General features: G+C 60.1%; 12 protein-coding genes and 2 tRNA genes. All 14 read left to right on the forward strand.

Annotated features, from left to right (window positions below):
* The first annotated feature begins 132 nt into the window (after positions 1–132).
* Positions 133–2,097, forward strand: a complete 1,965-nt coding sequence (gene ftsH, locus SR908_RS09030) for an ATP-dependent zinc metalloprotease FtsH (RefSeq protein WP_097021322.1) — start codon at positions 133–135, stop codon at positions 2,095–2,097.
* 122 nt (positions 2,098–2,219) lie between these two features.
* Positions 2,220–3,086 carry a dihydropteroate synthase gene (folP, locus tag SR908_RS09035; protein WP_246924078.1) on the forward strand — a complete coding sequence of 289 codons (867 nt, stop codon included), beginning with the start codon at positions 2,220–2,222 and terminating at the stop codon, positions 3,084–3,086.
* Positions 3,083–4,444, forward strand: a complete 1,362-nt coding sequence (gene glmM / locus SR908_RS09040; RefSeq protein ID WP_246924076.1) for a phosphoglucosamine mutase — start codon at positions 3,083–3,085, stop codon at positions 4,442–4,444. Before folP ends, glmM begins: the two co-directional genes overlap by 4 nt.
* Positions 4,445–4,508: 64 nt before the next feature.
* A complete protein-coding gene (gene tpiA, locus SR908_RS09045) occupies positions 4,509–5,258 on the forward strand; it encodes a triose-phosphate isomerase (protein WP_246924073.1) in 750 nt (249 codons plus the stop codon).
* Between the two features lie 4 nt (positions 5,259–5,262).
* Entirely contained in the window at positions 5,263–5,622 is a 360-nt protein-coding gene (gene secG / locus SR908_RS09050; protein WP_097021319.1) for a preprotein translocase subunit SecG, read from the forward strand.
* 140 nt (positions 5,623–5,762) lie between these two features.
* A tRNA-Leu gene (locus SR908_RS09055) sits at positions 5,763–5,849 on the forward strand.
* Positions 5,850–5,956: 107 nt separating this feature from the next.
* Positions 5,957–6,033, forward strand: a tRNA-Met gene (locus SR908_RS09060).
* Between the two features lie 136 nt (positions 6,034–6,169).
* A complete protein-coding gene (rimP, locus tag SR908_RS09065) occupies positions 6,170–6,631 on the forward strand; it encodes a ribosome maturation factor RimP (RefSeq protein ID WP_246924070.1) in 462 nt (153 codons plus the stop codon).
* 26 nt (positions 6,632–6,657) lie between these two features.
* Positions 6,658–8,151 carry a transcription termination factor NusA gene (nusA, locus tag SR908_RS09070; protein WP_246924054.1) on the forward strand — a complete coding sequence of 498 codons (1,494 nt, stop codon included), beginning with the start codon at positions 6,658–6,660 and terminating at the stop codon, positions 8,149–8,151.
* A gap of 27 nt (positions 8,152–8,178) precedes the next feature.
* Positions 8,179–10,731, forward strand: coding sequence for a translation initiation factor IF-2 (infB, locus tag SR908_RS09075; RefSeq protein ID WP_097021316.1), 2,553 nt, complete (start codon positions 8,179–8,181; stop codon positions 10,729–10,731).
* 56 nt (positions 10,732–10,787) lie between these two features.
* Entirely contained in the window at positions 10,788–11,186 is a 399-nt protein-coding gene (gene rbfA, locus SR908_RS09080) for a 30S ribosome-binding factor RbfA (protein ID WP_097021315.1), read from the forward strand.
* Positions 11,186–12,109, forward strand: coding sequence for a tRNA pseudouridine(55) synthase TruB (truB, locus tag SR908_RS09085; protein ID WP_246924051.1), 924 nt, complete (start codon positions 11,186–11,188; stop codon positions 12,107–12,109). The genes rbfA and truB overlap by 1 nt, the downstream gene beginning before the upstream one ends.
* Before the next feature lie 172 nt (positions 12,110–12,281).
* Positions 12,282–12,551, forward strand: coding sequence for a 30S ribosomal protein S15 (rpsO, locus tag SR908_RS09090; protein ID WP_040239907.1), 270 nt, complete (start codon positions 12,282–12,284; stop codon positions 12,549–12,551).
* A gap of 252 nt (positions 12,552–12,803) precedes the next feature.
* Positions 12,804–14,927, forward strand: coding sequence for a polyribonucleotide nucleotidyltransferase (pnp, locus tag SR908_RS09095; RefSeq protein ID WP_246924048.1), 2,124 nt, complete (start codon positions 12,804–12,806; stop codon positions 14,925–14,927).
* Positions 14,928–14,961: the final 34 nt, after the last annotated feature.

Genomic DNA, 14,961 nt, shown 5'->3' on the forward strand with positions numbered 1-14,961 from the left:
GTCCATATGACTTGCCCTCAGGCGTATCGGCTCGATAGTCATAATGACTTGGTAGTCGGAGCGCTTCTTGTGGTGTAGTGTCAAATCTATGGTCCTGCTTGGCAGACAGTTGCATGCAATGAGGGTATTCCCTTGAACGACATGGCGAAGAACCTGATCCTCTGGTTGGTCATCGCGGCAGTGTTGCTGACGGTGTTCAATAACTTCAGCTCCGACAACTCGCCTCAGGCGATGAGCTACTCTCAGTTCGTCGAGCAGGTGCAGAATGATCAAGTGAGCAATGTAACCATTGAAGGTTACACGATCACGGGCGAGCGTGATGATGGCTCGCAATTCCAGACGATCCGGCCGGCGGCACAAGATCCCAAGCTGATGGATGATCTGCTGGCGCACGACGTCAGCGTGGTAGGCAAGCAGCCGGAGGAGCAGAGCCTGTGGACGCGCCTGCTCGTGGCCAGCTTCCCGATTTTGATCATCCTGGCGATTTTCATCTTCTTCATGCGTCAAATGCAGGGGGGCGCTGGTGGCAAAGGCGGCCCCATGAGCTTCGGCAAGTCCAAAGCCAAGCTGCTGACTCAGGACCAGATCAAAACCACTTTCGCCGACGTGGCCGGTTGTGACGAGGCCAAGGAAGAAGTCGAGGAACTCGTCGATTTCCTCAAGGATCCCAGTAAGTTCCAGCGCTTGGGTGGACAGATTCCTCGCGGTGTCCTGATGGTGGGGCCGCCGGGTACGGGTAAGACGCTGCTGGCCAAGTCGATCTCTGGCGAAGCCAACGTGCCGTTCTTCTCGATCTCGGGTTCCGACTTCGTGGAAATGTTCGTCGGCGTAGGGGCATCGCGTGTCCGCGACATGTTCGAGCAAGCCAAGAAGCAGGCTCCGTGCATCATCTTCATCGACGAGATTGACGCCGTCGGGCGTTCGCGTGGCGCTGGCATGGGTGGCGGTAACGACGAACGCGAGCAGACGCTCAACCAACTGTTGGTCGAGATGGACGGTTTCGAGGCCAATGAAGGCATCATCGTCATTGCCGCGACCAACCGTCCCGATGTGCTCGACCCCGCACTGACGCGTCCGGGCCGTTTCGACCGTCAGGTCGTAGTGGAGCTTCCCGATATTCGCGGTCGTGAGCACATTCTCGGCGTTCATCTGCGTAAGGTGCCGTTGGCGGATGATGTTCACTCAAGCCTCATCGCACGCGGGACGCCGGGTTTCTCCGGTGCTGACCTGGCCAATCTGGTCAACGAAGCGGCATTGTTCGCGGCGCGTCGCAACAAGCGCCTGGTGGGCATGGACGAGCTCGAGCTGGCCAAGGACAAGATCCTGATGGGCGCCGAAAAACGCTCGATGGTCATGTCCGAGAAGGAAAAGAGCAACACCGCGTATCACGAATCGGGCCACGCGATCATCGGGCTCCTGATGCCCGAGCATGACCCCGTCTATAAAGTGACGATCATCCCGCGTGGCCGTGCGCTGGGCGTGACGATGTTCTTGCCGGAAGAAGACCGGTATAGCCTCTCTCGCCAGCAGATCATCAGTCAGATTTGCTCGTTGTTCGGTGGCCGTCTTGCCGAGGAAATGACGCTGGGGCCGAATGGCGTCACCACAGGGGCATCCAACGACATCAAGCGCGCTACCGAACTGGCCCATAACATGGTGGCCAAGTGGGGCCTTTCTGAAGAGATGGGGCCGCTGATGTACGACGAGGACGAGTCGCACCAGTTCCTGGGTGGTTCCGGTCAAGGGGGCAAGCTCAAGTCTGGCGAGACCACGACACGCCTCGACAAGGAAGTGCGTCGGATCATTGACGAGTGCTATTCCAAGGCGCGACAGCTCCTCGAGGATAACCGTGACAAGCTCGACCTGATGGCTGAATCGTTGATGCACTACGAAACCATCGACGCCAACCAGATTCGCGAAATCATGGAAGGCCGTAAGCCGAGTCCTCCTGAGGATTGGGAGGACAAGGGGCCGACCACCGGGTCGGGACCCGCTGCAGGCACGTCGGCAGACGAAGAGCCCGGCACCAGCAGTGACGAAGATGACGATGCACGTCGTCGCCCTTCTGATCCATTGGGCGGGCCGGCCGGCCACTAATATTCATTTTGTGCCATCTCCCAACGGGCGCCGCATAGCGGCGCCCGTTGGCGTTTGGGGCGTGCTTACACTTAAGCTGGCGCATGGTAAGGTAGACGTTTGACGTTGCAACGGCTCTGATCATGCAAGACCGATATGCCATGCCCATGCAGTTGCGCTGTGGGCGCCATCAGCTCGATCTTTCGTACCCCCGCGTCATGGGGATTCTCAATGTCACGCCTGATTCGTTTTCCGATGGCGGTCGCCATAATGCCTTGGATGAGGCCGTATATCGCGCTGAAACCATGCTGGCCGAGGGAGCGGCGATCATCGACATCGGTGGCGAGTCGACACGTCCTGGTGCCTCGCCGGTGCCGCTTCAGGAAGAGCTGGATCGCGTGCTACCGGTGGTGGAGCGTTTGGTCAGCGAGCTGGATGCATTGGTGTCCCTGGATACCAGTCGCGGTGAAGTGATGCGTGAGGCGGCATCGCGGGGCGCAGGCATGATCAATGACGTGCGCAGTCTACGCTGGCCCGGCGCGCTGGAGGCCGCGGCGATGAGTGGCCTGCCGGTGTGCGTGATGCATATGTTGGGTGAGCCCACCGACATGCAGTTGGCACCGCATTACGAGATGCCGATCGAGGAGGCGGTGGCCGCTTTCCTCGAGACGCGGATCGCCGAATGCGAGGCGGCGGGGATTCGACGCGAGCAGTTGGTGCTCGACCCAGGTTTTGGTTTCGGCAAGCGTGTCGAACATAACCTGCGCTTGCTGAATCGCATGCAACCATTGACTGATTTTGGGCTTCCCTTGCTGGCCGGTATGTCACGTAAGAGTATGATTGGCAAAGTGCTGGCGCGTCCCGTCGAGGAACGCCTGTCGGGAGGCCTGGCGCTCGCCACGATGGCGGTGGAGCGTGGGGCGCGTATCGTGCGCGTCCACGATGTGGGACCGACGGTGGATGCGGTCAATATGACTTGGGCAGTGCTACAGGAAGGCACCGACGCATGACACGACGCTATTTTGGAACCGATGGTATTCGCGGGACGGTGGGAGAGCCTCCCATCACCGCCGATTTCGTATTGAAACTGGGCTGGGCGATGGGCCGTGTGCTGTCACGCCACACGGGGCGCAAGTCGCGCGCCAAGGTGTTGATCGGCAAGGATACGCGGATTTCGGGCTATATGTTCGAGTCAGCCCTGGAAGCGGGACTATCGGCGGCAGGGGTCGACGTATCCTTGCTGGGGCCGATGCCCACACCGGGTATCGCGTACCTGACGCGGACCTTCCGCGCCGATGCGGGCATCGTGATTTCGGCCTCGCACAACCCCTTCCAGGACAACGGCATCAAGTTCTTCTCCGCCGAAGGGGTGAAGCTGGCCGATGCCGTCGAGGAAGAGATAGAGGCGGAGCTCGACTTGCCCCTGTCGACGGTGGCACCGGATGCATTGGGCAAGGCGCTACGCATTCAAGATGCGGCGGGGCGCTATATCGAGTTCTGCAAGTCCACGGTGCCCGACCGTCTGACGCTGGAAGGGCTGAAGGTGGTGCTTGATTGCGCACATGGTGCGACCTACCACATCGCGCCCAGCGTCTTGCGCGAACTGGGCGCCGAGGTCAGCTTGATCGGTGTCGATCCGGATGGGCTCAATATCAACCAGGGCGTGGGGTCCACGCATCCCGACGCTTTGCGTGCGGCAGTGATAGAGCGTGGCGCCGATCTCGGCATGGCGCTGGATGGCGATGGCGACCGAGTGATTCTCGTTGACGCCGAGGGGCATGAGGTCGACGGCGACGATATACTTTATCTGATTGCCCGTGACCGGAAAGTGCGCGACATGCTGGGCGGTGGCGTGGTCGGGACGCTGATGTCCAACTTCGGCCTTGCGGCCGCACTGGAGGCCTTGGATATTCCCTTTGAGCGGGCCAAAGTCGGAGACCGCTATGTGATGGAGCGCTTGGCAGCCAACGGTTGGCAACTGGGTGGCGAATCCTCCGGGCATATTGTATGTGGCCATGTGCAGTCGACCGGTGACGGGATCGTGTCGGCGCTTCAGGTGCTGGCAATCATGGTGCGTGAGTCATCATCGCTGTCGGGCCTGCTCAAGGGTTTCGAGAAAGCGCCGCAAGCGTTGGTCAACGTACGCCTGACCCCCGGTGTCGACAACGAGGCGCTATTGGCCAATGAACAGGTACGTCATGCCGTTGCCTCAGTCGAGGCGGAGCTGGGCGACGAAGGGCGCGTGTTGTTACGGCCCTCGGGCACGGAACCCTTGATCCGGGTCATGGTAGAAGGGCGTCCTCATTTCGATGTCGACGCGCTAGCCAAGCGTATTGCGGACGACATCGAGGGGCAAATGGCGCGCTGAGGCGCGCATATTGTGTTGTCAATACGCCTCCTATACCATGGCGCTCCATTCGGAGGACTATTCTATGCGCACGCCGCTGATCGCGGGCAATTGGAAGATGAACGGCTCGCACGCACTGGTGGACGAGTTCGGTCGTGCCTTCGCCGATGCCGCGCTTCCCGATTCGCTGGACGTCGTCGTACTGCCGCCATTTCCTTATCTCGATGCGGCGCGTCGCGCGTTGGCCGACGTACCCGTGCAACTCGGCGCGCAGACGCTCAATCCCTCGCATGCCGGCGCGCGCACTGGCGAGGTCAGTGGGCGTATGCTCAAAGAGTTTGATGTCGACTACGTGCTCGTCGGCCATTCGGAGCGGCGCGCGCTTTATCGGGAAACCGATGATGACGTCTATGACCGTTTGCTAGCGGCCTTGAATGCCGACATCCAGCCGATTCTGTGCGTCGGAGAAACGCTCGAGGAGCGCGATGCCGGGCATACCTTTGATGTCGTGCTGCGTCAGGTCGGCCATGCGTTGGCCCCCCTCGAGCCCGAGCAGCGTGCTCGGGTGACGATCGCTTACGAGCCGGTGTGGGCCATCGGCACGGGGCGAACGGCGACGTCTGAGCAGGCACAAGACGTCATGGCCGCTATTCGCGAGTACCAGGCCGGTTTCGACCCCGACCTGGCGCAGGCAATGCGGTTGCTTTACGGCGGCAGCATGAGTGCGGCCAACGCGGCCGAGCTGCTGGCTCAGCCGGATATCGACGGCGGCCTGGTGGGTGGTGCTTCCCTCAAGGTCGACGATTTTTTAGCCATTTGTCATTCAGCAAGGTAGCGCGATGTATATTGGGGTGTTGTTGGTTCATGTGGCGATCGCCATTGCCCTGGTGGTGCTGGTGTTGCTACAGCAGGGCAAGGGGGCCGATGCCGGCGCGTCCTTTGGGGGCGGTGCTTCGCAAACGGTCTTCGGGTCGCAGGGCAGCGGTAATTTCCTGGCCAAGTTGACGGGTGTGCTGGCGGCGGTTTTCTTCGTGACCTCGCTGGGCCTGGCGTACTTCGTTTCACAGGCGGGAGACGCGCCACAGGAAGGTGTGCCCGACGCGCAAGTCGTCGAGCAACAAAATTCCTCGCCGTCTATTGACGAAGAGGAAGATAGCGAGGAGAATGCAGCGCCAGTACTCGAGGACGGCGGCGAATAAATGCAATGCCGTCATTGAGTTAGCTCATCAAGCAATATGCGAAGCCAAGCTAGTTGGCATTATGATGAGCGGTATAGCAGGCGAGACGATGCAGACAAAAGGTATCAAACGTTTTGCATCGAGATAGCCTGGCCCCTGTTGCCGAAGTGGTGGAATTGGTAGACACGCTATCTTGAGGGGGTAGTGGCCTCATGGTCGTGCGGGTTCAAGTCCCGCCTTCGGCACCATATTGAGTCAATGTAAGCTGTTGACCCAATTAAAGATTGGCACGATATGACGATAGTTCGACACCTTGACCTTTCAAGAGGTGATCAGTATAATCGTCAGCCATTGATGCGGGGTGGAGCAGTCTGGTAGCTCGTCGGGCTCATAACCCGAAGGTCGTCGGTTCAAATCCGGCCCCCGCTACCAAGTTTTTTACGAAAGGCCCCTTCCTATGAAGGGGCTTTTTGTTATCACTTGCGACGATAACGCCAATCAGCCACCTAGCTTTCCTCTTCACTCCTGGTCAGGTGCCTGATGCAACTGCTAGTGGGAGCCTCCGTCTGTGGCAAATAAGCACGCTGCACTGAATACGCTCATCGAGCCGGTCGTGACGGCCATGGGCTTCGATCTCTGGGGGGTCGACTACCTTGCCCAGGGCAAGCATTCCCGTCTGGTGATCTATATCGAAAGCGCCGAGGGCGTGACCGTTGATGACTGCGCGTCAGTCAGCCGTCAAGTCAGTGGCGTGTTGGATGTAGAAGATCCCATTGCGGGAGAGTATCGCTTGGAGGTCTCATCGCCGGGAATGGATCGCCCTCTGTTTACGCTCGATCAGTTTGCACGTTTCAAGGGTAGCCGTGTCCAGGTGAAGTTGAGCGTACCCTTCGAAGGGCGTCGCAAGTTTCAGGGACAACTGGCGGGTGTCGAGGGCGACGAGATTCTGCTGCAACTCGACGGACAAGAATATTGCTTTCCGGTCGAAAGCATCGAGCAGGCGCGGGTGGTGCCTCAGTTCGATAATTAAGGACAGCTTTTCTACGAGGCATAGGCATGAGTAAAGAGATTCTGCTAGTCGTGGATGCGATCTCGAACGAAAAGGGGGTGCCGCGAGAAGTGATCTTCGAGGCCGTCGAGTCGGCGCTGGCGAGTGCATCGCGCAAGCGTTTCGACGGCCAGGAAGTGAGCGCCCGCGTCAAGATCGACCGCGTGACTGGCGACTATGAAACCTTCCGTCGCTGGACCGTCGTCGACGACGACGCGTTCGAGAACCCGGACAGCGAGATTCTGCTCTCAGAGGCAGAGCGTCGCGATCCACCGCTGGCCCTCGGCGATGTGGTCGAGGAGCAGGTCGAGTCGGTGGCTTTCGGTCGCATCGCCGCCCAGACTGCCAAGCAGGTCATCGTGCAGAAGGTGCGCGAAGCCGAACGGGCTGAGGTCGTGCGCCAATACGCCGAGCGTGAAGGCGAACTGGTGGCGGGTATCGTCAAGAAGACCACACGTGAAGGGTTGGTGGTCGACTTGGGGGAGAACGCCGAGGCTTTCCTCCCGCGTAGTGAAATGATCCCCGGCGAACGTTACCGCATGAACGAGCGGGTACGTGCCCTGTTATGGAAGGTCGATGCCGAGGCGCGTGGCTCGCAGTTGATTCTGACGCGTACGCGCCCCGAAATGATCGTCGAGCTCTTCAAGATAGAAGTACCTGAAATCGCTGAGCAATTGATCGAGATCAAGGGAGCAGCGCGCGATCCGGGCGCACGCGCCAAGATCGCGGTGAAGACCAATGACAAGCGTATCGACCCGGTCGGTGCGTGTGTCGGCATGCGCGGTTCGCGTGTGCAAGCGGTGTCCAATGAGCTGGGTAACGAGCGCGTGGACATCATTACGTGGGACGACAACCCGGCGCAATTGGTGATTAACGCCATGGCGCCTGCGGAAGTCGGTTCCATTCTTGTCGACGAAGACGCCCACTCCATGGATGTCGCCGTCGCCGAGGATAACCTGGCGCAGGCCATCGGCCGCAGCGGCCAGAACGTTCGCCTGGCTTCCGAGCTGACGGGCTGGACGCTCAACGTGATGACCGAGGAAGAGGCCGAAGGCAAGCGCGAGCAAGAAATCGACAGCCTGATCGAGTACTTCATCAATCATCTCGAAGTCGACGATGAGTTGGCGCGTCTGCTGGTCGAGGAGGGCTTTACCTCGCTCGAAGAGCTGGCTTATGTGCCGCTTGAGGAATTGCTCGAAATCGAGGAATTGGATGAAGCGCTGATCGAAACGCTGCGCGCTCGAGCCAAGGACGAGTTGCTGACGCTGGCCATTGCCTCAGAAGAGGCGCTGGACGGTGCGCAGCCGGATGACGACCTCCTTGAAATGGAGGGCATGGAGCGTCACTTGGCATTCACGCTCGCCAGCCGAGGGATCGTCACTCGTGAAGATTTGGCCGAGCAGTCCATCGATGATCTCAAGGACATCGACGATGTGGACGAAGAGCGCGCTGCGGCGCTGATAATGACCGCTCGTGCGCCTTGGTTCGAGAGCGAACAGTAATCTGGTCACGGGCTCAGGAGGGTCGTAATGTCAGACATGACCGTTAAGGATTTTGCCAGCAAGGTGGGACGCGACGTGTCCCGTCTGCTGGAGCAGATGAAAGAAGCGGGGCTCCCCCATCAGGCCGAAGGCGATGCGGTATCCGAGGAGGACAAACAGCGTCTTCTCGATCACCTGACGCGTAGCCATGGTGGGGATAGCGGCGCGACGAAGAACCGCGTGACGTTGACGCGTAACACCAAGAGCCGGATCCGTAGTGGCGATGGCCGTGGCAAGGCCATCGATGTGCAGGTGCGCAAGAAGCGTACTTACGTCAAGCGCGAGCCGGAGCCGACCGAAGAAGCACCGGCTGAAGAAGCCGGTCCGCGTCAGTTGGTCGGTGATATGGCCGATGCCAAGCAGGCTCAGGCTGCTCAAGCTGCCGAAACCGCCAAGGCGGAACAAGCCGCTGCGGAAGAGGCTGCTCGGGCGAAGGCACAAGAGCCGGCCCAAGACGCTCAGGCACCCGAGACCGACAAGCCGGCTGAAAGCGAAGCGCCGAGCACACCGGAAACTCCCGTGCCCGAGGATATCGCCACACCGGCGCCCGCGAGCGAGCCCTACGTCGAAGCGCCGCCGAAAGAGCCGCGGACACCGAACCGTCGTGGTCAGACTCCTCACAAGAAAGAGTCCGAGCGTGGCCGCAAAGGTGGTCGCGACGATGATGACGAGCGTCGTGAGCGGCGTCGTGGCAATGCCAAGAAGGCCAAGCGCTCCGAGCGTCGCGGTGGTCGTCGTGGCGGCGGTCGCGATAATCAGCATGGTTTCCAGAAGCCGACGCAGCCCATCGTCCGTGAAGTTGGCATTCCTGAGTCGATCAGCGTTGCCGAGCTGGCCGACAAGATGTCGATCAAGGCCAATGAGGTCATCAAGGCGATGTTCACCATGGGTGCGGCGGTGACCATCAACCAGACCATCGACCAGGACACGGCGGCCATCGTCGTCGAAGAGATGGGCCACAAGCCCAAGCTGGTCAAGGACGATGCGCTGGAGACGGAAGTGCTCGAGGCCATCTCCTACGAAGGCGACGAAATTATGCGTGCGCCGGTCGTCACGGTGATGGGCCACGTCGATCACGGCAAGACCTCGCTACTCGACTTCATTCGTCGTACGAAGGTCGCGACCGGCGAAGCCGGTGGCATCACCCAGCATATCGGCGCCTATCACGTCGAGGACCAGCACGGCGGCGTGACTTTCCTTGACACCCCGGGCCACGCGGCGTTCACCGCCATGCGTGCGCGCGGTGCCCAGGCGACTGACGTGGTCATCCTGGTCGTCGCGGCCGACGATGGGGTCATGCCGCAGACCGTAGAGGCGATCGAACATTCCAAAGCGGCCGGCGTGCCGCTGGTAGTTGCGGTCAACAAGGTCGATAAGGAAGGTGCGGATTTCGACCGTATCCGCAATGAGCTGTCGCAGCACGGCGTGATCTCCGAGGAGTGGGGCGGCGATACGCAGTTCGTACACGTCTCCGCCAAGACAGGTGACGGCATCGATGCGTTGCTCGAGGCGGTACTGCTGGTTTCCGAAGTGCTTGAGCTCAAGGCTGTGCCGGAAGCGCCGGCCAAGGGCGTCGTCGTCGAGTCTCAGTTGGACAAGGGCCGCGGCCCGGTAGCGACCGTGCTGGTACAGAACGGCACGCTCAAGCGAGGCGATATCGTCTTGGCTGGCTTGCACTATGGCCGTGTTCGCGCGTTGGTCAACGAAACCGGTACACGCGTGGAAGAGGTCGGTCCGGCCATGCCGGTCGAGATCCAGGGGCTGGATGGTACGCCTGAAGCCGGTGACGAGTTCATCGTCGTCGCCGATGAGAAGAAGGCACGTGAAGTCGCCAACTTCCGTCAGGGCAAATACCGCGAAGTACGCCTGGCTCGCCAGCAGAAGGCCAAGCTGGAGAACATGTTCAGCCAGATGGGTCAGGACGAAGTGGCCAAGGTCAACATCGTCCTCAAGGTCGATGTGCAAGGCTCCTTGGAAGCGATCCGCGGTGCTCTGGAAGAGCTCTCCACCGACGAGGTCAAGGTTGCGGTCGTGTCCTCTGGTGTCGGCGGTATTACCGGTACTGATGCCAACCTGGCGGTGGCCAGTGACGCCATTCTGGTCGGTTTCAACGTGCGTGCCGATGTCTCCGCGCGTGAAATCGTCGAACGCGAAGGTCTGGATCTGCGCTATTACAGCGTGATCTATCACCTCATCGACGAAGTCAAGCAGGCCATGAGCGGCATGCTGGCGCCGGAGTGGAAGGAAGAGATCGTCGGCGTGGCCGAAGTGCGCGAGGTGTTCCGTGCGCCCAAGATCGGCGCCGTGGCAGGCTGCATGGTCGTCGAAGGCACCGTGCATCGTCACAAGCGGATTCGCGTACTGCGCGAGAACGTCGTCATCTACGAAGGCGAGCTGGAATCCCTGCGTCGCTACAAGGATGACCTTGGCGAGGTCCGCAGTGGTATGGAATGCGGTATCGGCGTCAAGAACTACAACGACGTTCAGGTCGGCGACAAGATCGAGGTCTTCGATCAGGTCAAGGTCGAGCGTAGCCTGTAAGGCATGGCGGGCGACTCGTCGTCCGCCATCCGAATGGCGAATCGCGGGAGATAATGATGCGCGAATTCAAACGTACCGATCGTGTGGCCGATCAACTGCAGCAGGAGTTGGCCGTCCTCATCCAGCGTGAGATCAAGGATCCACGTCTGGGAATGGTCACTGTGAGTGCGGTGAAGGTCAGTCGCGATCTGGGCTACGCTGACATCTATATCACACTGTTGGGCGAGAACGATGCCACGCGCATCGATGAAAACCTCAAGGTGCTGCGTCATGCGCGCGGTTTTTTGCGCAGTCAGATCGCCAATCGCGTCAAGCTTCGGCATGTGCCGGAACTGCGCTTTCATTACGATGAAAGCGTTGTGCGCGGTCAGCGTCTGTCATCCTTGATCGACGAGGCGGTGGCAGATGATCGCCGCCGTCACGACGATAGCGAAGATGAAGACGAGGTACGTTGATGGCGCGACGTCGTCGTGGCATACCGGTAGATGGCGTGCTGCTGCTCGATAAGGCGCAGGGCGTCTCGTCGAACCATGCCCTGCAACAGGTGCGCCGTCTGTATGAGGCGCAAAAGGCTGGCCATACCGGCACGCTGGACCCAATGGCGACTGGCTTGCTGCCGATCTGCTTTGGCGAGGCGACCAAGTTTTCTGCCTATTTGCTCGATGCCGACAAGACTTACCGCACGCGTGTCAGGCTGGGTGAGACCACCGATACCGGTGACGCCGAAGGTACTTTGATTGAACGTCATCCGGTGCCGGCCCTCGTCGAGCACGATATCGAGGCCGTACTGGAACGCTTTCGTGGCGACATCGAGCAGATTCCACCGATGTACTCGGCACTCAAGCACCAGGGGCGCCCTCTGTACGAGCTGGCTCGCGAAGGCAAGCAGGTCGAGCGTGCGGTGCGCCGAGTGAAGGTTTATGATATGCGTCTGCTGTCGTTCGAGGCTGACGGCTTCGAGCTTGAGGTCCGCTGCAGCAAGGGCACCTACATTCGTACCCTGGCCGAGGATATCGGTCGGGCGCTAGGATGCAGCGCGCACATTACGTCCCTGCGTCGGCTACGTAGCGGCCCGTTCGACGCCGAAGCCATGCATGACTTCGAGGCGCTCGAGCAAATGGACGGGGCCTCACGTCAGGCGCGGTTGTTGCCCATCGATGCGATGTTGCCCCATGTGCCATCGCTTGAGGTGGCGGCGATCGAGTCGCGACGGCTTCTGCATGGGCAGCGGGCACGGGTTGAAACCGGGACACTGGTCGCGGATGAGACAGCGCGCCTTTATCACGACGGTGCCTTCCTGGGGCTCGTGAGCGTTACGAGACCTGGGGAAGTCGCGCCGCGACGCTTACGGAATACCGCCTCGCCCGTCCGCGAGTGAGGCGTGATGCCCGGCGCGTGCCATGTGCGCCGGGGCGGGCCGATACCATCGGTGTGCATGAAGGCCAGGCCTTTTACATGGTGCCCGTATTTCGCGGGCAGTACCTGGAGACTGCAAATATGCGTGGTCTCCGACATTCATTGCTCAGGCATATTGTTTACTGGAGATAGAAATGGCACTGACCGCTGAACAGAAAGCCGCCATCGTGGACGAATACGGTCGTGGCGAAAGCGATACCGGTTCTCCTGAAGTACAGGTGGCCCTGCTATCCGCCAACATCGATGGCTTGCAGGATCACTTCAAGAGCAACAAGCAGGATCACCACTCTCGTCGTGGTCTGATTCGCATGGTTAACCAGCGTCGCAAGCTGCTGGATTACCTGAAGCGTAAGGATCTTGGACGTTATCAGTCGTTGATCCAGCGCCTCGGCCTGCGCCGCTAAGGAAAGTCTCGTTCGCGACAGAGCAGGTGTGGATGCCATGGAGGTATTTCACTTGCATACCTGGGGTCGCGAAGGTCTTTCACGCTAGCGCCGACGCATGGTTGTTTGAAGCGGGCAGTCCTCCGGGGCTGCCCGTTTTTTGTTACGTCGGCCCCGCGTGTCGTAATGAGTGGCCCCGTGGCGCGTGAGCTCCTAAAATGGTCGCCGAGTCGAGACGACCCATACATGAGATGAAAAGTTAAGGACATTGCCGTGAACCCGGTCAAGAAAACGTTTCAATACGGTCGCAGTACCGTGACCCTGGAAACGGGCCGCATTGCCCGCCAGGCTACCGGTGCCGTGATGGTGACCATGGACGACACCGTGGTGCTGTGTACCGTGGTGGCCAAGAAAGATGCCAACCCCGCTCAACCTTTTTTCCCGCTTTCTGTCCACTATCAGGAAAAGACCTACGCCGTAGGCAAGATTCCCGGTGGCTTCTTCAAGCGTGAAGGTCGCCCTACCGAGAAGGAAACCCTCACCTCGCGTTTGATCGATCGGCCGATCCGCCCGCTGTTCCCCAAAGGGTTCATGAACGAGGTGCAGGTCGTATGCACGGTTCTCTCCACCGACCGTAATCACGATCCGGACATTGCGGCGATGCTAGGCACGTCCGCAGCGTTGGCCATCTCCGGGGTTCCCTTCAATGGTCCGATTGCTGCCGCGCGTGTTGGCTTCACCGAAGACAAGGGCTATTTCCTCAACCCGACGGTGGAGGAGCTTGGCGGCTCCGAGTTGAACATGGTCGTGGCCGGCACCGAGAAGGCCGTGCTGATGGTCGAGTCCGAGGCAAACGAATTGCTCGAGGATGAAATGCTCGGCGCAGTGCTCTTCGGCCATCAGGAAATGCAGGTTGCGATCTCTGCTATCGATGAACTGACCGCTGAAGCCGGCAAGCCGCGCTGGGAGTGGCAACCCGCCGCCGAGAACATGGCCCTCAAGGAGGCCTTGGCGTCCAGCTTCGAGACCAAGATCGGCGAGGCCTATCGCATTACCGACAAGATGGAACGTCAGGATGCGTTGTCTGCCTTGAAGGATGAGGCGATCGCAGCATTGGCCGGTGAAGAGCAAGGCCAGTTCGATGCTGACGAAGTTCAAGGTGGCTTTGCCAGCCTTGAGAAGCGGGTGGTGCGTTCACGGGTGATCAAGGGCGAGCCGCGCATCGATGGCCGCGATCACAAGACCGTGCGTCCGTTGGCGATCGAGGTCGGCAATCTGCCCAAGACGCATGGCTCGGCGGTATTCACGCGAGGCGAGACCCAGGCGATTGTGGTCGCGACCTTGGGAACGCTGCGGGACGCTCAGTTGATTGAATCGCTGGAAGGCGAGCGCAAGGACCGTTTCCTGCTGCACTACAACTTCCCTCCTTATAGCGTGGGGGAAGCCGGCTTCATGGGTGGGCCCAAGCGCCGTGAGATCGGCCACGGGCGACTGGCGCGTCGCGGTGTGCAGGCCATGCTGCCCAGCGAGGAAGATTTCCCCTACACCATTCGCGTGGTGTCGGAAATCACCGAATCAAATGGCTCCAGCTCCATGGCCTCGGTATGTGGTTCCTCCTTGGCGCTAATGGATGCCGGCGTCCCGCTCAAGGCCCCGGTGGCGGGTATCGCCATGGGCTTGGTCAAGGATGATGATGGCTACGCGGTGTTGACCGATATCCTCGGTGACGAGGACCACCTTGGCGATATGGACTTCAAGGTGGCGGGTTCGACCGCCGGTGTGACGGCCCTGCAGATGGACATCAAGATCGAGGGCATCAACGAAGAGATCATGGAGACCGCGCTGCAGCAAGCGCACGAGGCGCGCCTGCATATTCTCGAGCAGATGAGTACCGTCATCGCTCAGAGCCGTAACGAAGTGTCCGACAACGCACCGTCGATGGCCACCATCCAGATCGCCCCGGACAAGATTCGTGACGTCATCGGCAAGGGTGGCGCGACCATTCGCAAGATCTGCGACGATACCGGTGCGTCGATCGATCTCGACGACGACGGTACCGTGCGGATTTACGCTGAGGACAAGACGGCCGCCAAGGCGGCGATCGATACTGTCTTGGCGATTACCGCCGAGCCTGAGATCGGCAAGCTCTATCAGGGTAAGGTCGCGCGTATCACCGACTTCGGTGCTTTCGTTACCTTCATGCCGGGTACCGACGGCCTGGTGCATATCTCGCAGATCGTCCCCGAGCGCGTCAACGATGTGCGTGACTATCTCAGCGAGGATCAGGAAGTCATCGTCAAGGTGCTCGACATCGATAACCGCAACCGCGTGAAGCTTTCCATCAAGGAAATCACCGCGGAAGAAAAAGCGGCTTTCGAGGCAGCGCCGGCTGAGTAAACGCGCCGCATCGAGTGGATAATGAAGCCCCGTA

The organism is Chromohalobacter canadensis, from assembly GCF_034479555.1.
In the GTDB taxonomy this organism is placed as follows: domain Bacteria; phylum Pseudomonadota; class Gammaproteobacteria; order Pseudomonadales; family Halomonadaceae; genus Chromohalobacter; species Chromohalobacter canadensis.